General features: G+C 68.5%; 17 protein-coding genes. 10 read left to right on the plus strand and 7 right to left on the minus strand.

Annotation, left to right across the window (positions count from 1 at the left end; translation table 11 throughout):
* Positions 1-521 precede the first annotated feature (521 nt).
* The gene (locus IG98_RS54800) at positions 522-836 is read left to right on the plus strand and encodes a NucA/NucB deoxyribonuclease domain-containing protein (RefSeq protein ID WP_425428003.1); all 315 of its coding nucleotides are present in this window, start codon (positions 522-524) and stop codon (positions 834-836) included.
* Between the two features lie 72 nt (positions 837-908).
* On the plus strand, positions 909-1,511 hold the full coding sequence (locus IG98_RS50340) for a hypothetical protein (RefSeq protein ID WP_157594262.1): 603 nt from the start codon (positions 909-911) through the stop codon (positions 1,509-1,511).
* Between the two features lie 834 nt (positions 1,512-2,345).
* Here IG98_RS50340 and IG98_RS0110015 read toward each other — a convergent pair.
* Both IG98_RS0110015 and IG98_RS0110020 read right to left on the minus strand, forming a co-directional pair.
* Complete coding sequence (locus tag IG98_RS0110015; RefSeq protein ID WP_051751939.1) at positions 2,346-2,756, minus strand: ATP-binding protein; 411 nt, start codon at positions 2,754-2,756, stop codon at positions 2,346-2,348.
* Positions 2,753-3,067, minus strand: coding sequence for a hypothetical protein (locus IG98_RS0110020; protein WP_030908871.1), 315 nt, complete (start codon positions 3,065-3,067; stop codon positions 2,753-2,755). Before IG98_RS0110020 ends, IG98_RS0110015 begins: the two co-directional genes overlap by 4 nt.
* Before the next feature lie 217 nt (positions 3,068-3,284).
* Here IG98_RS0110020 and IG98_RS0110025 point away from each other — a divergent pair, with 217 nt between their 5' ends.
* The 7 genes from IG98_RS0110025 to IG98_RS0110055 all read left to right on the plus strand — a co-directional run bounded on the left by IG98_RS0110025 (position 3,285) and on the right by IG98_RS0110055 (position 11,284).
* Positions 3,285-4,148 (plus strand): helix-turn-helix domain-containing protein, encoded by an 864-nt coding sequence (locus IG98_RS0110025; protein ID WP_030908873.1) that lies wholly within the window; start codon positions 3,285-3,287, stop codon positions 4,146-4,148.
* 39 nt (positions 4,149-4,187) lie between these two features.
* Positions 4,188-4,481: a DUF397 domain-containing protein gene (locus IG98_RS0110030; RefSeq protein WP_030908876.1), complete on the plus strand. Its 294-nt coding sequence runs from the start codon at positions 4,188-4,190 to the stop codon at positions 4,479-4,481.
* A 412-nt stretch (positions 4,482-4,893) separates the two neighbouring features.
* A complete protein-coding gene (locus IG98_RS0110035; RefSeq protein ID WP_030908879.1) occupies positions 4,894-5,856 on the plus strand; it encodes a methionine ABC transporter ATP-binding protein in 963 nt (320 codons plus the stop codon).
* Positions 5,853-6,509 carry a methionine ABC transporter permease gene (locus IG98_RS0110040; protein ID WP_030908883.1) on the plus strand — a complete coding sequence of 219 codons (657 nt, stop codon included), beginning with the start codon at positions 5,853-5,855 and terminating at the stop codon, positions 6,507-6,509. Before IG98_RS0110035 ends, IG98_RS0110040 begins: the two co-directional genes overlap by 4 nt.
* Positions 6,510-6,678: 169 nt before the next feature.
* Complete coding sequence (locus tag IG98_RS0110045) at positions 6,679-8,214, plus strand: acyl-CoA synthetase (protein ID WP_030908886.1); 1,536 nt, start codon at positions 6,679-6,681, stop codon at positions 8,212-8,214.
* Between the two features lie 259 nt (positions 8,215-8,473).
* Positions 8,474-9,823, plus strand: a complete 1,350-nt coding sequence (locus IG98_RS0110050) for a S1C family serine protease (RefSeq protein WP_245651475.1) — start codon at positions 8,474-8,476, stop codon at positions 9,821-9,823.
* Positions 9,824-9,958: 135 nt separating this feature from the next.
* Positions 9,959-11,284: a serine hydrolase domain-containing protein gene (locus IG98_RS0110055; protein ID WP_030908892.1), complete on the plus strand. Its 1,326-nt coding sequence runs from the start codon at positions 9,959-9,961 to the stop codon at positions 11,282-11,284.
* A 68-nt stretch (positions 11,285-11,352) separates the two neighbouring features.
* On the opposite strand, the gene cydC is transcribed toward IG98_RS0110055, so the two are convergent.
* Genes cydC through IG98_RS0110075 form a run of 4 tightly spaced genes read right to left on the minus strand, consistent with a single transcriptional unit; the run spans position 11,353 to position 16,702 of the window.
* Positions 11,353-13,056 carry a thiol reductant ABC exporter subunit CydC gene (gene cydC / locus IG98_RS0110060; protein WP_051751940.1) on the minus strand — a complete coding sequence of 568 codons (1,704 nt, stop codon included), beginning with the start codon at positions 13,054-13,056 and terminating at the stop codon, positions 11,353-11,355.
* Positions 13,053-14,723, minus strand: a complete 1,671-nt coding sequence (gene cydD, locus IG98_RS0110065; RefSeq protein WP_051751941.1) for a thiol reductant ABC exporter subunit CydD — start codon at positions 14,721-14,723, stop codon at positions 13,053-13,055. Before cydD ends, cydC begins: the two co-directional genes overlap by 4 nt.
* A 16-nt stretch (positions 14,724-14,739) precedes the next feature.
* Positions 14,740-15,507, minus strand: coding sequence for a cytochrome d ubiquinol oxidase subunit II (locus IG98_RS0110070; protein WP_030908904.1), 768 nt, complete (start codon positions 15,505-15,507; stop codon positions 14,740-14,742).
* A 10-nt stretch (positions 15,508-15,517) separates the two neighbouring features.
* Positions 15,518-16,702 (minus strand): cytochrome ubiquinol oxidase subunit I, encoded by a 1,185-nt coding sequence (locus IG98_RS0110075; RefSeq protein ID WP_030908906.1) that lies wholly within the window; start codon positions 16,700-16,702, stop codon positions 15,518-15,520.
* 166 nt (positions 16,703-16,868) lie between these two features.
* Here IG98_RS0110075 and IG98_RS0110080 point away from each other — a divergent pair, with 166 nt between their 5' ends.
* Complete coding sequence (locus IG98_RS0110080) at positions 16,869-17,198, plus strand: PadR family transcriptional regulator (protein WP_030908909.1); 330 nt, start codon at positions 16,869-16,871, stop codon at positions 17,196-17,198.
* Between the two features lie 13 nt (positions 17,199-17,211).
* Here IG98_RS0110080 and IG98_RS0110085 read toward each other — a convergent pair whose 3' ends face one another.
* Positions 17,212-17,901, minus strand: coding sequence for a permease prefix domain 1-containing protein (locus IG98_RS0110085; RefSeq protein WP_037969778.1), 690 nt, complete (start codon positions 17,899-17,901; stop codon positions 17,212-17,214).
* Between the last annotated feature and the right edge of the window lie 128 nt (positions 17,902-18,029).

Consider the following 18,029-nt stretch of genomic DNA (forward strand, 5'->3'; position numbering starts at 1 on the left):
GCACCTGGAAAAACAATGAAGAAGAAAGCAAAGAATGGTGGTGGACCTACCGGACGAGCGCAACAAAGAACGCCACGAACCTGGACGGAATCTCCTACTGTGCATTCCGGCCGTATGTCACCATCCACGACGATGACGCTGGCGGGACGCCCAATAGTCGCAGCGCTCTCGACTGGGTAGGACTGGAGGCCGGTACCGTACCCGTGTGGGACAGGCCGGTGAACATCCACGCGACCGACTCGCAAGCCCTCAAGGACAACGCTCCTAGCGTGCGCTGCGACAGCTCGGACTCCTATCAATCACACTACGCCGGGTGCATCTTCCACCGGGTCAGTCGCATCTACATGATGCACTCCACGGACCCGCCCGGAGAGAAACCCATGTCGCAAGTCGCCAACCACCTCATGATGGCTCGCGACTACCCCGAAAGCACGCAGCCCGAGGAAACGTTCGATAAGCCGCGTAAGCCTATCACCGGTAAAAAATTCCCGGGGTTTTGGCCGCGTGAAGCGCTGCATTACATGGCGCCCAATGCGCTGACAGATGATGATGTTCTGATCCGTAGTCGTAATAAAAATATGAAGGACAAGGTCTGTAGGGACCAATTCGCGGCTGAAGTGGCGGCAGGAAAGGAGTGCGACGAGTATCCCTTTGCCTCCACCCGCGAGGGAGCAGGTCAGCGAAAAGTGGATTCTGATCCTAAGACTCAGATATGGAACTTCTCAATCTGGCCCGTCATAAAAGTGCACAACGGCGCCGCCGGTAACCATAAGCAAACCTTCGAGATGCAATATCGACTCCTGAACGAGGATCCGTTCTGGGTCATTGTGGATTAGCGAATCCTGATTGAATGCCGTCCCGCACCTTTGGTACGGGACGGCATTCGCCCCTTTCCTGAAAGGAAAAAAATGGCTAGTCGTCACCTCTATGACTTGCTCGAGGCTTATTGGGTAGGACCCATCAACACCTTCGCTGCTGTGTGGAGCGAAGGCCTCAGTGTAGAGGAAACTGCTTCCAGGATCGAGGCTGACCTCAACAGCGCATACAACGTCACTCTGGCTAACTTCCCGGAAGGGTTCGAGGGTGATCAAATTCCGGACAACTATGAAGGGATAGTTCTGATTGGGAAATTTGAATCGTGGTCGTTGGCTCTTCAGATGCAGTGTCTGGATGTAACCGAGGAGCAGGCATTATCTGCACTCTCACGCGATGGCGGCCGTGCAATTGGTATCAGTTGGCATAGCGGGGGTGACTATCATCGCATCTTCTACGCAGTTGACGGGCTGATAGTCGACGATACTCCCATGATGTACATTCCCGAGTCCTTAAAATCTCACGCCCATGGACTAACAATGCCAGAAGATTGGGACGTTCCTGTTTATCAGGGATCCCCAACAGAAGAAATGGTTACAACAAGCCTTATTCTCATCGGTCGAATAATTGGCCGGGAGATTGACCGGGAATGGCTCAGGGTTCCACATATGCGGTTTATTATTCGCCGAAATGCGTGACTGCTGTACTTATGCAAGCATCTACTGAGCCGATCATAAGTTTTGGTACGTACTGGGCGGCGGTGGGAGATCAAGTTCGGGCAGGCGCATGCTATGGGTATGGCTAGAAAAGGTCGCAGGAGGAACTTTTCCGATAGCAGCGAGCCATACAAGAGTGACCAGTTCTGGGTTAAGGTCCAATAAAAATTGATTCAAGCAGGCCGGTCCAGATGCTCGACGGAGGTCCGGGCCGGCCTGCTTATATCTGAAATATCTGGCAATCGGGAGCTCGCCTGCCATGGCGAATATCACCTCTGCGCTGACATATGAGAGCGCGCTCAAAGGACTCTATGGGATCGGCGACCTGGAGGTCGAGGAAGGTATGCATCCAGGCGTTCCGACCGCCTGGGAGGTGGGGGAGACCACCTCGGACTCGGGCTCTGGAGAGTGGTTGCACATCGGCCCCAATGGGGCGGTTCTACCCGCCAGTGAAACCGACGATGCCATTTACGTTCGATATGAACTGTGGGATTCTCCTCCGCCCCTTGACGCATCTTGGGAGCGGTCATGGACCGGCGAGACCCAGTTCACCTCGGGGAAGATTACCGCCCTGAGTATGCCTTACGACGAGATCCAGCATCACGAGGTTTTCGACCTTGGGCGATCGGACACCACATGGGCTCTACGGGTGTCGCGGAAACTACTCCAGAACGACCGGGAATCCGACTTTTCAGCGCAATGCGGGTCTGCCCGTCGCCACGTGGGGGGTGTCAGGTGAGTGCCTCGTAGTGGGGCCGGGCGGGGAGGACGTGGGGGCTGAGGCAGTGGGGTGGGTGGTCCCAGAGGATCACGGGGTCACCGGCAGGCCAGTTGGAACCAGACGACGCGGCCGGCGGGGGTTTCGTGCCAGCCCCAGGCTGAGGAGAGTTGCTGGACGAGCCAGAGGCCGCGTCCGCCGCCGCTGTCGGGGTCGGTGTCCGGGTAGACCTGGGGGTGTTGTCCGGTGGTTGATCCGGCGTCGATGACGTCGATGTGGAGCGTTCCATTGTGGCGGGCGACGGCGATGGTGACCCGGCCGCCAGGGGTACGGCCGGAGTCGGAGTGGCGCACCGAGTTGGTGACGAGTTCGGTGAGCAGGAGCAGCGCGTCGTCGGCGTGTGGGTGGTTCACGCCGTCCAGCAGGTCGCGGACGTAGCGGCGGGCCTGGGGGACGGCGGCGACCTGCGCGGGGAGGTCGACCTGGCCCAGCGTCTCCAGTTCCCTCACCGGGCCACCTCCACCAGTCGCTCGGCCGCCTCCCGCATCCTGCTACGGCCGCGCCGATCCCGGCCCTGTCGAGTCCAGCCCTGCTGGTCCCGGTCCTGCTGGTCCCGGTCACGTCGCCGGCCCCAGCTGAACACCGAGGTGCGGCCCCGCTGCGCGGTGGCGATCCTTGACCGCCCCGGCGGCACAAAGATCTCCACACTCGGCCGACGGCCGGGCGAGAACCTGACCACGGAGTCGAACCCGAGATCGTTCAACTCCCAGGCCAACTCCAGCAACTCACCGCCCCACCCTTGAAGATCACGAACCCTCATCTCCTCGCCCGCCCCTCCTGCTGTGTCCCACGGGTCATACGACGCAGCGGGCCATGGGTCTCATTGACGCCTGGCCTCGCAACACAGTCAGATAGTCCAGCGAGTACGCTGAGTTATCAAGTGGTTCTGCAAAGTTACCGATTTTCCTTCCCTCCGATTCCACTATCACGGAGTGCCAACTAGTGCACACTGTCAGTAGTCGATTCGGGAGGTTGCTGTGGTAGCAGGACGTGGCCCCACTGTTCGACGTCGGCGACTGGCCGGCGAGCTCCGCAGGTTGCGCGACCTCAAGGCACTGACACTTGAGGAAGCCGCCCAGCGCGTCGGCTGGTCCGTCGCGAAGGTGTCCAGGATCGAGACGGCCCGAGTCGGAATCACGTCCCCGGACCTCACTCGCCTGCTCGATCTGTACGAACTCGACGAGAGCAAGCGGCCTGCCCTGCACGCGCTGGCACGAACGGCACGCATGAAGGGCTGGTGGGACGCCTATGCAAGCTCGCTACCGAGCGACTACGCCACTTACATCCAGCTCGAAGCGGAGGCGGCATTCATCCGCAACTTCAACAATGCGCTCGTGCACGGTCTACTCCAGACAGAGGACTATGCCCGCGAGGTCATCCGTTCGGCGTTGATGGCCCTGTCGCCGCCCGCAGAAGTGGAGCGGCGTGTCGAAGTTCGACTGACTCGCCAGAAGCTTCTGCTGCGAGAAGAGAGCCCGATCCGGTTCTGGACCGTGATCGACGAGGCCGCTCTTGCCCGCCAGATCGGCTCAGCGGCGATCATGCGCGGGCAGTACGCCAAGCTCCTTGAGTTGGCGGACCAGGACAACATCACGATCCAAGTGTTGCCGCTCGCCGCTGGCGTTCACCCTGCGACCGCCGGCGCCTTCAGCATCATGGAGTTCCGTGAGATTTACGACCCTACCGTGGTGTATGTCGAGAACATGACGAGTAGCCTGTACGTGGAAAATGACACTGAAATGTACTGGTATACGCTCGCATTTGATCACTTACGAGCTGCGGCGCTCGGCCCTGACAGGTCAAAAAAATTGATCGAGCAAATGGTCGAGGAATCCTCCTGAGGTATGTCCTGTACTCAGTGAGAAAGGTGGAGGTCCGAAGTGGATACGTCCCGTATCGAGTGGCGCAAGAGCAGTCGTAGCGGCAACGGCTCTGACTGCGTCGAGGTAGGTGTCTGGCGCGAGAGCTCCCTCAGCGGTAACGGCCCAGACTGTGTCGAAGTCGCCCTCGCCGACACTCTCCAGGCCGACGCCGAAACCGCCCCGGACGCCGACCGGCTCGTCCTGGTCCGTGACTCCAAGGACCCCGAGGGGCCGGTGCTGTCCTTCGCCCCGTCCGAGTGGGATGCCTTCCTCGGGATGATCAAGGGTGGGGAGTTCGCCGATCTGAGCTGACCGCCATGGCGGTACGGGGTCCTCCGTTTCTGCGGAGGGCGTACGGCCCGGCTGAGACTTGACTGGAGCCGATCTTCGAGGACCGTTCCGAGGTCACCCGTGCGGCCGGGCTCCCGGGCGGAGAGGCGTCGGTCGATCCCGGCATGCGAACGAGGGGAGGAGCAGGCCGCCGGATGACTCCGGGCACGGGTATTCGTAAAGGCCGATCGATTTAACATAACATGTCGGGAATGATGGTAAATGGGGGTGGCGTTGGGTCGGGCGTGAAAGTGGTCGGTAAGGCCCGAGACCATGATCTTTTCGGCAGGTCATCTCCTCCCGCGCCATCTGGGCCATCCGCCCCCGCCTCCGGAGGCCCGTCGGCGTCCCACCCGTAGTCCTGCCGAGACCCGTTTCGTTTTGAGGAACAGCTGTGATTGACGTGTCAGGCCTGCGAAAGGTCTATCAGGATCGGGGGCGCGAGGTGGTCGCCGTCGACGGCGTGGACCTCCACGTCCGCGAGGGTGAGATATACGGCGTGCTCGGGCAGAGCGGCGCCGGCAAGAGCACCCTGCTGCGCTGCGTGAACCTCCTGGAGCGGCCCACCTCCGGCACCGTCTCGGTGGCGGGCCAGGAGCTGACGAGCCTGGCCGAGCGGGACCTGCGCAAGGCGAGGCAGCGGATCGGAATGATCCACCAGCATTTCGCGCTGCTCTCCTCCCGCACCGTCGCGGGCAACGTCGCCTTCCCGCTTGAGGTCATGGGGACGGCCAAGGCCGAGCGCGCCAGGCGGACCGCCGAGTTGCTGGAGCTGGTCGGGCTGGCCGACAAGGCCGGGGCGTACCCCGCGCAGCTGTCGGGAGGACAGAAGCAGCGGGTCGGCATCGCCCGCGCGCTGGCCGGCAGCCCCCCGGTCCTGCTCTCCGACGAGGCCACCTCGGCACTCGACCCCGGCACCACGCAGTCGATCCTGGCCCTGCTCAAGAGCCTCAACCGCGAGCTCGGCCTGACCATCCTGCTGATCACCCATGAGATGCACGTCGTCAAGTCGATCTGCGACTCGGTCGCGGTCATGCGCGACGGCCTGGTCGAGGAGTCCGGGACCATCCCCGAGTTGATCTCCAGGCCCGGCTCCCGGCTCGCCGCGGAGCTGTTCCCCCTCCCCGAGCCGGAGCCGGGCAATGTCACGATCACCTTCACCGGTCAGGCCGGTGAGCCCGTGGTGTCACAGGTGGTCCGCAAGTTCGACGTGGACGTCAACATCCTCGGCGGGGCCCTGGAGGAGGTGGCGGGCGTCTCGACCGGACGGCTGCGCCTGCTCGTCACCGGTGACGAGCGCGCCGCCGCGCTCAGCTACCTGGCCGAACGCGGCCTGCTGGTCGAGGAGGCCCGATGACCTGGGACGAGATGTTCCCGATGCTGCTGGAGTCGACCGGCCAGACCGCCGAGATGGTGCTGTGGTCGACCCTGTTCACGGTGCTGCTCGGGCTCCCGCTCGGGGTGGCGCTGGTCGCCACCGACAGGGGCGGGCTGTTCCCCTCCGCGGTGCTCAACCGGGTGCTGGGGCTGGTCGTCAACCTCGGCCGCTCGCTGCCCTTCATCATCCTGATGATCGCGGTGATCCCGTTCACCAGGCTGATCGTCGGCACGACCATCGGCACCATCGCCGCGGTGGTCCCGCTGACGCTCGGCGCGGCGCCGTTCTTCGCCCGCCTGGTGGAGACCGCGCTGCGCGAGGTCGGCAGGGACAAGGTGCAGGCGGCGCAGGCCATGGGAGCCGGCCGCGCGACCATCGTCGGCAAGGTGCTGCTGCCCGAGGCGATGCCCGGCCTGATCGCGGGGCTCACGGTGACCGTGGTCGCGCTGATCTCGTACTCGGCGATGGCCGGGGCGATCGGCGGGGGCGGGCTCGGAGACCTGGCCATCCGCTACGGCTACCAGCGCTTCGAGACCACCCTCATGATCGTCACCGTTGTCGTGCTGGTCGCCGTCGTGCAGCTGGTGCAGAGCCTGGGCGACACCGTCGCCCGCCGTCTCGCGCGCGACTGACCGGCCGCCGATGGCATTCCGCCGCGCGGCCACGCCGGGGTGAGCCGGGAGCCTTTCCAGGGCCGCGAAAGACCGTCGTCCACCGGGCCGCGACCTCGTCCGCGAGGTCGCGGCCCTGCCGTGTTCGGGTACTTCTCACCCAACCTGAAACCGAGTAATGTTCTGCTCCATGCACCCGGGAGCCATCGCAGCAATTTCGCCGGACAAGCCCGCTGTGATCATGGCGGGCTCCGGGCGGATCGTCACCTACCGGGAGCTGGACGAGGAGTCCAACCGCCTCGCCCAGCTCTTCCGCGCAGCCGGCCTGCGACCGGGTGATCACATCGCCTTCATGCTGGAGAACCATCCGCTCTTCCTGGTGGTCGCCTGGGCCGCACAGCGCTCGGGTCTGTACTACACGGCCATCAGCTCGCGCCTGAAGACCGACGAGCTCGCCTACATCGTCGACAACTGCGGGGCCCGGGTCTTCATCTCCTCGGCCGCCCTCGCGGACGTGGCGGTCTCCATCACCGATCTCACGCCCGGGGTCGGGCTCAGGCTCATGCTGGACGGTGTCGCCCCCGGCTTCGAGTCCTACGAGAAGGTCGTCGCGGCCCACCCCGCCACGCCCGTCGAGGACGAGTGCCAGGGGATGGACATGCTCTACTCCTCGGGCACCACCGGGCGGCCCAAGGGTGTCAAGCCCCTGCTCTCCAGGGCGCCGCTGGATCAGCCGGGGCCGCTGCTGCAGCTCATCCAGTTCCTGTTCGCCCCCTCGGCCGACAGCGTCTACCTCTCCCCGGCTCCGCTCTACCACGCCGCCCCGCTGCGCTACTGCCTGAGCTTCCAGCGGATGGGCGCCACGATCGTCGTCATGGAGAGGTTCGACCCGGAGCGGGCGCTCGCGCTCATCGAGAAGTACTCCGTCACCCATTCGCAGTGGGTGCCGACCATGTTCATCAAGATGCTCAAGCTGCCCGAGGAGACCCGCGCGCGCTACGACCTGTCGTCGCTGGCCTGCGCGATCCACGCCGCCGCCCCCTGCCCCGTCCCGGTCAAGGAACGGATGATCGAGTGGTGGGGGCCGATCATCCACGAGTACTACGCGGGGACCGAGGGCAACGGCTTCCTGTACGTCGGCTCGCAGGACTGGCTCGCACACAAGGGAACGGTCGGCCGCCCGCTGCTCGGCGTCACCCACATCTGCGACGAGGAGGGCAACGAGCTGCCGCCGCGCGAGCACGGCACCGTCTACTTCTCGGACGGCCCCCAGTTCGTCTACCACGATGACGAGGCCAAGACGGAGGCGTCCCGCGACCCGCTGGGACGGGGCTGGACCACCCTCGGTGACATCGGCTACCTCGACGAGGAGGGTTTCCTCTACCTCACCGACCGCCGCTCCTACATGATCATCTCTGGCGGGGTCAACATCTATCCGCAGGAGGCGGAGAACGTCCTGTCCGTCCATCCCAAGGTGGCGGACGTGGCGGTCTTCGGCGTTCCGGACGAGGAGATGGGCGAGCAGGTCAAGGCGGTCGTCCAGCCGGCCTCCATGGACCTGGCGGGCCCGGAGCTGGAAGCCGAGCTGATCGAGTACTGCCGCTCCCAGCTGGCGCCCTACAAGTGTCCCAAGTCCGTCGACTTCCGCGAGGAACTGCCCAGGCACCCCACCGGGAAGCTCTACAAGCGCCTGCTGCGCGACGAGTACTGGCCCGCCGGCTCCTGACGCCCGGCCGCGGCGGCGACATCGTCGTCGCCGCGCTCACCGGCCCGGCGGGGGAGAGGCGCGCGAGGTCGACCCGAAATGACGGGCCAGTGATTTCGGGTGGTCGCGACCCCCGCTGAGCACGGCTGATAAAGCCGTTGTCAGGAGATCCCGATCACCAGGATCAACCTCTTAACCTGCGCTTACACGCCGTCGGGCATCGTTTGTGTCAACCGGTGAGCACCGGCTTCCACCCCGTCGAACCGGGGGGATGTTGGACGTGGGGGAAGACATGGACCCGAACAGGAACGAGCAGCAGGACACACCGGCCGAGGCGACCCCCGGGAACGACGGCTGGACCCAGTTCGGCAAGCTGCCGCCGCGCGCCGGCGCCTATCGTGCCGGTGAGGAGACCGGACCGCAGCCGACGTTGATCCACCCGGTGCCGGAGCGGCTCGCCGCCGAGGCTCCCGAGAAGGCCGGAGGACCGGCGGTGGTCCCCGCTCAGCGCGGCAGGCTCACCGCCGGGCAGAAGATCGGCGCCGGTCTCGCGCTGGCGGCCATGGCCATCGGGGGCGGGGTCGCGGGGGCCTTCGTCGCGACGAGCCTCAACGGCTCCGCCACCGTGGTCTCGTCATCCGGCCCGGTCGTCAGTCCGGTCGGCAACGTGACGACGGTCGCCGACATCGCCCAGGTGGTCCAGCCCTCCGTGGTGTCCATCGAGATCAGGACCGCCGCGGGCGGGGGCGAGGGGTCCGGGGTGGTGCTGTCGGCCGACGGCCTGATCCTGACCAACAACCACGTGGTGTCGGCCGGCGGCCAGGCAGGCCCGGACAGCCAGGTGACCGTCAAGTTCAGCGACGGCAAGACCGCCACCGCGAAGGTCGTCGGCACCGACCCGGCCACCGACCTCGCGGTCATCAAGGCAGAGGGCGTCTCCGACCTCACCAAGGCCTCGATCGGCGACAGCGACCGGCTCAAGGTGGGTGACTCCGTGCTCGCCATCGGCAGCCCGCTCGGCCTGTCAGGGTCGGTCACCGCCGGGATCGTCAGCGCGCTGAACCGCACGCTCACCGTCGGCGGAGAGCAGGGACAGCAGCAGCTCCCGCCCGGCTGGGGCAGGTCGCAGGAGAGCGGCCAGAGCCCCACCACCATCGGGGGCGCCATCCAGACCGACGCGGCGATCAACCCTGGCAACTCGGGCGGCGCGCTGGTCAACGCCGCCGGTCAGGTGGTGGGTATCAACACCGCCATCGCCACCAACGGCGGGGAGGGCAGCATCGGTGTCGGCTTCGCCATCCCCATCAACACCGCCAGCCACGTCGCCGAGCAGCTCATCAAGAGCGGCAAGGTCTCCCACGCCCTCCTGGGTGTGAGCGTGACCGACGCCACCGGGGACGCGGGCGGCGCCCTGGTCGGCCAGGTCACCGAGGGCAGCCCCGCGGCCAAGGCGGGCATCAGGCAGGGCGACCTGATCACCAAGATCAACGACACGCCCGTGGACGGGGCGGCCACCGTGGTCGGGGCCGTCCGCGGCTTCAAGCCCGGCCAGCAGGTGACCGTCGCCTACGTCAGGGACGGGCAGCCCCAGACCGTCACGGTGACCCTCACCGAGAAGACCGGCGAGTAGGGTTACTCGACGGATGTGCCGCCGGGTGGCCACCCGGCGGCACATCCGTCTCAGTGGTTCGTCGCGCGGGGTTCCCCCGTTTCCGGGGCAGGCGCTCCCGCGAGGCGATCGGAGAACGACACAAAGGATCGTCGAATGGCTGGAGCAGTGGATCCCGGTCGCCGGCAGGCCCGTCTCGCCGAGCTGATCACCGAGTACCAGGTTCCCGGCGCGAGCCTGGCCCTCCTGCACGAGGGGGAGACGCACGAGTTCGCCGCGGGCGTGCTCAACGTGGAGACCGGGGTGGAGACGACCACCGACTCGCTCTTCCAGATCGGCTCGGTGACCAAGCTCTGGACCGCCACCCAGATCATGCTCCTCGTCGAGCGGGGCGAGCTGACGCTCGACACCCCGGTCGCCGAGGTCCTGCCGGAGTTCCGGGTCGCCGACCCCGAGGTGACCAGGACCGTCACCGTCAGGCACCTGCTCTCGCACACCTCCGGCATCGACGGGGACCTGTTCCTCGACACCGGCCGCGGTGACGACTGCATCGAGAAGTACGTCGAGGCCTGCGCGGGCCTCGCGCAGAACCACCCCCTCGGCGCCACCCAGTCGTACTGCAACTCGGGTTTCATCGTCGCCGGGCGCGTCGTCGAGCGTCTCACCGGCAAGGGGTGGGACGCCGCGCTGCGCGAGCAGATCGTCGAGCCGCTCGGCCTGACCCACACCTGGACCCTGCCGGAGGACGTGCTGCGCTTCCGCGGCGCCATGGGCCACTTCGACGGTGCGCCCGCTCCCGTCTGGGGCCTGATGCGCTCCTGCGGCCCGGCGGGGTTGATCTGCGCGCGTCCCGCCGACGTCGTGGCCTTCGCCCGCGCGCACCTGGGCACCGGGCTGCTCGCCGACCCGCGGGCGATGTGGGAGCCGCAGGTGGACATCCCCAACCCGCACACCCTCGGGAAGCAGTGGGGTCTGGGCTGGATCCTGGACGAGTGGCAGGGGCGCCGGATCATCTCCCACGGCGGCAACACCGTCGGTCAGGCGGCCATGCTCTGGGTGGTCCCCGACACCGAGACGGTCGTCTGTGTGCTGGCCAACGGCGGCCACAGCGCCGCGTTTCAGCACGCCCTGGCCACCGAGCTCTTCGACGAGCTGCTCGGCCTGGCCGTGCCGCCCGTGCTGGGACCGCCGGCCGAGCCGTTCGAGACCGACGTCGAGCGGTACGCCGGCGTGTACGAGCGGGCGGGCAGCCGGATGACGCTGACGGTCCGCGAGGGCAGGCTCTCGCTGTACGGCGCGGCCACCGGAGCCCTCGCCGGGCTGCGGCCGCCCATGGAGTTCGATCTCGTGCCGGTGGACGACGTCACCTTCGTCGGCCGCCCGGAAGGAGAGCCGCGGTGGCTGTCGGCGGTGTTCTACGAACTCCCCGGGGGCTCGCGGTACATCCACCTGGGTGTGCGTGCCACCCCCAAGGTGGCTTGAGGAGAGAACCCGCGGGATGTGGAGCTCAACGGACCCGTGCCGGCCCTCCGGGCGTGGTTACCGCAACCTCACCGGCCGGCGGTCAACGCCTCGGAGTGCCACAGGTCGCGGTAGTAGCCGGGAGAGGAGACCAGTTCCTGGTGGCTGCCCCGCTGCGTCACCGAGCCGTTCTCCAGCACGACGATCTCGTCCACCCGCTCCAGCCCGCGCAGGCGGTGGGTGACGAGCAGTGTCGTGTGGCCATGGGTGGCGTCCAGCAGGTCGGCCATCAGCGCGTCCGCCGTCGTCTCGTCCAGCGCCTCGGCGGGCTCGTCCAGCAGCAGTACCGGCGGGTCGTTCAGCACTGCCCGGGCCAGCGCCAGCCGTTGCAGCTGCCCACCGGACACCGTCCGCCCGTCCTCCCCGAGAACGGCGTCCCAGCCGGTCCGCTCCACCCAGCGTTCCAGGCGTGCCCGCCGCAGGGCCTCGGTGAGTTCCTCCTCCGAGGCCTCGGGGCCGGCCAGCCGCAGGTTGTCCCGTACCGAGGCCTGGAACACGTACGGGTCCTGGGTCAGCCCGGTCATCACCCGCCGGACGTCGTCGGACGCCAGCTCCCGGACGTCCACCCCGCTGACCCTGATCGTCCCCGACTCGGGCTCGACCAGGCGCATCAGGGCGGACAGCAGGGTGCTCTTGCCGGCACCGCTGGGGCCGACCAGGGCGACCCGCCTGCCGGGGGTGAGGGTGAGGCTGAGGCCGTCCAGTGCGGGGGCGCGGTCGGCGCCGTGCCGGACCACCAGGTCCTTGATCTCAATGGTCGGCGCCCCGGCGGGCACCTCGGCCGCGGTGGCCGGCTCCACCACCGCCGGAGCGCCCGCGCCGACCTCCCGCAGGCGGCGCAGGGCGGCGAGCACCCCGGTCAGCCGCTCGGCGGCCGAGGCCATCGGCAGCACCGGTTCGAAGGAGACCAGCGAGGTCAGCGCGAGCACCGCGGTGGCCACGGAGCCCGCCCCGGAGTTCTGCGCCACCCAGACGATCGCCGCCACGGTCAGGCCCTGGGTGAGTACGCCCAGGGCGGAGGCCACCGCGTTCGCCCGTGCCTGCCGGCGCTCCAGCGCCGCCAGCCGGGTGTCGGCCTCGGCGGCGGCGGCCAGTGCCCTCTCGTTCGCCCCGTAGGCGGCCAGGTCGGCCGCGCCGTGCACCAGGTCGGCGACCCGGGCCGCCAGGTCGGCCCGTGCGGGGGCGATCCGCGCCGACCAGCGCCGCGCGGCGGCGGCCGTGCCCGCGGGGATCAGTACTCCGGCCACCAGCAGCCCGGCCAGCAGCACCAGCGCCGCGGCCGGGAGCAGGAACAGCCCGACCACCATCGCGGCCACACCGGTGACCAGCGCCGCGGCGGCCGGAAGCAGGCACCGTACGAGCAGGTCCTGTACCGCGTCGGTGTCGTCGACCATGCGGCTGAGCAGGTCGGCCCCCCGCTGGTTCAGCGGTCGCGCGGGGATGAGCGCCTGGTAGAGCCGCTCCCTGGTCGTCGCCTGGGCTCGCAGTGCCACGTCGTGCCCGGCCAGCCGCTCCCCATACCGGAAGACCCCCTTGGTCGTCGCGAACGCCCTGACCCCGACGATCGCCACGCTCAGCGCCGCCAGCGGCGGCTGCTCGGCTGCCCTGGTGATGAGCCACCCGGCGGACCCGATCAGCCCGAGCCCGGCCAGTTCGGCCGCAGCCCCCGCCGCCACGGCAAGGGTCATCCGCCCGCGGGTCCTGCCCGCCAGGACCTCGTTGACATCGGTCATGGGGAGGCGATCTCCTCTCGTGCCCCGGCCACCACGCGGCCGTCGGCGATCCTGATCACCCGGTCGGCCAGCTCGATCATCGCGGGCCGGTGGGCGACGATCACGGCGGTGCGGCCCTCGGCGAGGTCGCGGGTCGCGCTCACCACCGCGCTCTCGCTGCGACCGTCGAGCCGCGCGGTCGGCTCGTCCAGCAGGAGCAGTCCGGCTCCCGGGCGGCAGAACGCGCGGGCGAGCGCGACCCGCTGCCGCTGCCCTGCCGACAGGTTCGTCCCGCGCTCGCCGAGCACCGTGTCGTAGCCCTCGGGCAGCGCCAGGATGAACTCCTCCGCCTGCGCGGCCCGCGCCGCGGCCCTGACCTCGTCGATCGTCGCGCCGGTGGCGCCAAGCCTGATGTTGTCGGCCACCGAGGTGGCGAAGAGGTGCGGGCGCTGGGGGACGAACGCCAGGCGTGCCCGCCAGGAGTCGTGGCCGCCGATCTCGGCGCCGTCGACGAGCACCCGGCCCTCGGCGGGGGTGACGAAGCCGAGCAGCAGGTGGAGCAGGGTGCTCTTGCCCGCGCCGCTCTCGCCGACCAGGGCCACCCGCTCGCCGGGGGCGATCACCAGCGACACGTCCTCCAACGCGGCCTCCGTACGGCCCGGGTAGCGCACCGTGACATGCTCCAGCCGGATCTCCGGTGCCGTCGCCGCTCCGGGGTCCGGGTGCCAGGTGGCGGGCGCGCCACCGGGAGCCTCCGCGTGGCCGTCGAGCACGGCGAACGCCTCGTCGGCGGCGGCGACGCCCTCCATCGCCGCGTGGAACCTGCTGCCCATGTTGCGCAGCGGCAGGTACGCCTCGGGCGCCAGGAGCAGGACCAGCAGCGCGGTCGACAGGTCGAGAGAGCCCGACAGCAGCCGCAGGCCCACCGGCACGGCGACCAGGGCCAGTGAGAGCGACGCGGCCAGCTCCAGCACCAGCGAGGACAGGAAGGCCACCCGCAGCGTGCGCATCGTCGCGACCCGGTGGGCGGCGGCCACCCGCTGGATCACCTCGGCCTGGTAGCGGGCCCGGCCGAAGGCGCGCAGCGTGGGAAGGCCCCGGACCACGTCCAGGAAGTGCCCGCCGAGGCGGGACAGGGCCTTCCACTGGCGTTCGGTGACGGCCTTGGTGTGCATGCCGACCAGCGCCCCGAAGATCGGGATGAGCGGCAGTGTGACCAGCACGATCACCGCGCTGGCCAGGTCGGCGGTGAAGAGCCGGACGAGCACCGCGATCGGCACGACGCCCGCGACCGCCACCGCGGGCAGGTAGCCCGACAGGTAGGGGTCGAGGGCGTCCAGACCGCGGCCGGTCAGGGTCACCAGCTCTCCCGAGCGCACCGAGGCCGGCCTGGTGGGGCCGAGTGCCTGCAGCCGCGCCAGCAGACGGTGCCGCAGGGCGGACTTCACCCCGCTGCTCATCCGTCCGGCGGCGACCCCCTGCACCAGGGCGAACAGCGCCCGGACGCCGACGACCAGCGCCAGCAGGATCAGGGCGGAGGTCTCGAACCGTCCGGACAGCACCCCGGCGAGCAGTTCCGCCTGGCCGAGGACGAGCAGTCCGGCCAGGACGGCGGCGGCCAGGCACACGGCCAGGTGGCGGCGGACCGCCCGCTCGCTCAACGCCAGCCGTACCAGATCCTTGTGCATGCCAACCCTAGAGACCTCAGAAGAACGACGGAATCCGATCGGCGGCACGCCCTGGACCGAACATCCGCCATACCCATACTTGCGCACCCACCATGATCGGTGCGAACGGCAGAATCATGACACTCAGCACACTTAACGTACCGGCGGGCGCCATGTGGTCCAGAAGCCAGGGGGCGAGCACGGCGAGCAGCACCGAGACGGGCGCGGCCGCGGCGCACGCCGAGCCCAGGAGCGCCCATCCGGTGCGGCGCGCCCCGGTCACCCGCCCGGGCAGCCGCCAGGACAGGAACGTCCAGCCGTGCAGGGCGAACAGCGCGGCCATCACCAGGGCGCCCGCCGGCTCGAGCAGGCCGATCGCCGGCCCCGACAGGCCGCCGGCCAGCGCGACCAGTGCCATGCCCCAGCTCAGTGCCAGGCCGCAGGAGCCGGCACAGATCGCCCAGTCCCAGGTCGTACGCCATGCGCTCCCGTCGGCACGGCGGCGGAACCAGAGCCCGGCGTCGCGCAGGGTCCACGACACCAGCAGCAGCACCACCAGTGGGTAGAGGCCGAACAGTACCTCTCCCTCGATCGCGGGGAAGGCGCCGAACAGCACGCCCGCCACGGCCACCAGCCACACCTCGCCCGCCAGGACGAACGGCGCCATGGCGGTGACGATCTCGTCCCGGTCCCGTTGCGTCCTGCCGAGCACGGGCAGCAGCATGCCCGCCCCGATGTCGAAGCCCTCCAGGGCGAAGTAGCCGATCAGCAGGAGGGCGAACACGCCCAGCCAGAGGATGTCCACGGTCGGCTCCCTAGTAGCTGAGCGCGTGCGCGCGCTCGTTGGGATCGGCGGGGGCGCCCGCGCCGAGGGTGGCGGCGGCGGGCCCGCGCCGTACGGTACGGGCGATCAGCAGGTAGTCGACGAGCGCGAGCAGGCCGAGCACGCCGCCGAAGGCGATGAGCGAGACGGTGACCATCCCCGAGGTGAGTCCCGGGGACATGGCGTCGGCGACGGTCAGCCTGCCGTTGATCAGCCAGGGTTGCCGCCCCGATTCCCTGGCCAGCCAGCCGAGGATCGCCGCTATGAAGGGCAGCGGGGTCATCGCCATCAGCAGGGGGTGCGCCCAGCGCCAGCGCGGCAGCCAGTACACGGCCGGCGTCAGCGCGAACATGATGACGAACTGCAGCAACTGGCCGATCATGATCATGAAGCCGAGCCCCAGCCCCGGCAGTACCCCGCCGTCGAACTTGTCCGGCTGTACCCCGGAGATCGCGCCGAACTGGGCGTAGCCGAAGCCGACCGTGATCAGCGAGCCGACGAAAGAGGTGATCACTCCCGTGCGGAGTGAGCTCGTGAAGAGCTCCCGCTCGGGGGTGCGTCTGAACAGCTGGTACGCGCTGGCTCCCAGCACCACGAAACCGCCGGTCCACAGGCCCGCGCCGAGCACGTGCGGCAGCGCCATGGTCAGCGTCGGGTTGGTGAGCAGCGCGCCGAAGTCGGTGAGCACCAGGTGGCCGTCCCGCTCCACGGCCCCGGCGGGGTTCTGCAGGAACGAGTTGGCCGCCATGATCCAGAGGGCGGAGGCGTAGGCGGTCAGCGTCACCGCCCAGATGCACGCCAGATGGAGCCATTTGGGCAGCCGGTGCCAGCCGAAGATCCACAGGCCCAGGAAGGTGGATTCCAGGAAGAACGCGCCGAGCGTCTCGATGGCGAGCGGCGCCCCGAAGACGTCCCCGGCGTAGTGCGAGAGGCCGCTCCAGTTCAGGCCGAACTGGAACTCCATCACCAGCCCGGTGAGGATGCCGAGCGCGTAGTTGATCACATAGATCTGGCCCCAGAAGCGGGTCGCCCGCTCGTGGACCGGCCTGCCGGTGACGGCGTAGCGGGTGTGCGTGATCGCGATCAGGGGGGCCAGGCCCAGGGTCAGTACGACGAACAGGAAGTGAAGGCTTCCCGTCACGGCGAACTGCGTCCGGGCCAGGTCGAGCACGTCCACACTCTCACCTCCGTTGTTATGTCTGTCTACCTATAGACACCCTACATGTAGAATGCCTACATGTAGGATGCCTATGCGAAAGGTAGGCTGACGACGTGAGTGAGCGAAGCGAACGGGCCGCCTGGTGCGGCGACGAGGGATCCGTCCGGCCCGCGGAGACGATCGCGTGAACACCGACGCGCTCCGCGGCCACATGGACGCCCTGCTGCTCTCCGTGCTGGAGCACGAACCGCTGCACGGCTACGCGATCATCGAGGCGCTCCAGGCACGCAGTGGCGGCGCGCTGAACGTGCCGACGGGCACGGTCTACCCGGCGCTGCGCCGACTGGAGCAGGCGGGACATCTGGCCAGCGAGTGGGCCACGGTGGGCGGGCGTAAGCGGCGCACCTACCGGCTGACCTCCTCGGGGCGCGCGGCCCTCGCCGGCGAGCGCTCCGCCTGGCAGCGGTTCGCCGGAGCCATCGGCAGCGTCCTGGAGCCGCGGACCACCCGCTGACGCCCGGCGGGGACTACACGCGGGCGGGGAAGGGGGCGCGACGGGTGAGGCTCAGGCATGTGAAGGCGCCGTAGAGTTGCAGGCCCCAGAACAGGAGGCTCATCAGCGCCACACCGGCCCCCGGCAGGTAGTCGCCGAAGCCGTCCGGCCCGCTGGAGCCGAACATCAGTGCCCCGGACAGCGCGAGCATGACCGGCAGCATCGCCCAGACGAGCAGGCCGAGGAACCGGGTGACGAGCCGGGGCCGTCTGATCCTGCGCAGTCCCCGGCCCAGCGCGAACAGCGCGACCCCGCCGAGCACGCCGATCAGCATCTGAAGGATGTCCAGCCCCCGGGCGACCGGGACGAACCAGTCGGGCCTGGTCTCGTAGGCCATCGGGGCGGCGGGAAAGACCTTCCAGATCAGGCTCCACATGGCCGTGGTGAGCGGCACGGTGAGGAACAGCACGACGGCCAGTCTGCGGCCCGCCGCGATGGACAGCTCCTCCTGGTAACCCGGCGCGATCTCCTCGATCGTCCCGAACTCCTCGACCGCGGCCCGCTCGGCCTCCTCGCGCTCCAGGCCGTCGCCCTCCAGCGCCTCGGCGGTGTCGAGCAGGCTGTCGCGGGCCTCGGTGATCATGTCGAGCCTGGGTCCCCTGGGACCTCGGAGAGCGTGGCCGAGCCCGGTCACGTAGTCGTCGATGACTCCGCTGCCTGCCATGGTGCTCTCCAGATGATCTCCAGCGGCCCGATCCCCGTTCAAGGTACGGGGCTCCCATCCTGGTCACCGGTCCGGGACCTCGCATCGGGGATCACCCTGAGAAGGCCCGGAGTCGGTGGCGGGCCACC

Source organism: Streptosporangium amethystogenes (assembly GCF_000721075.1).
GTDB lineage: Bacteria > Actinomycetota > Actinomycetes > Streptosporangiales > Streptosporangiaceae > Streptosporangium > Streptosporangium amethystogenes.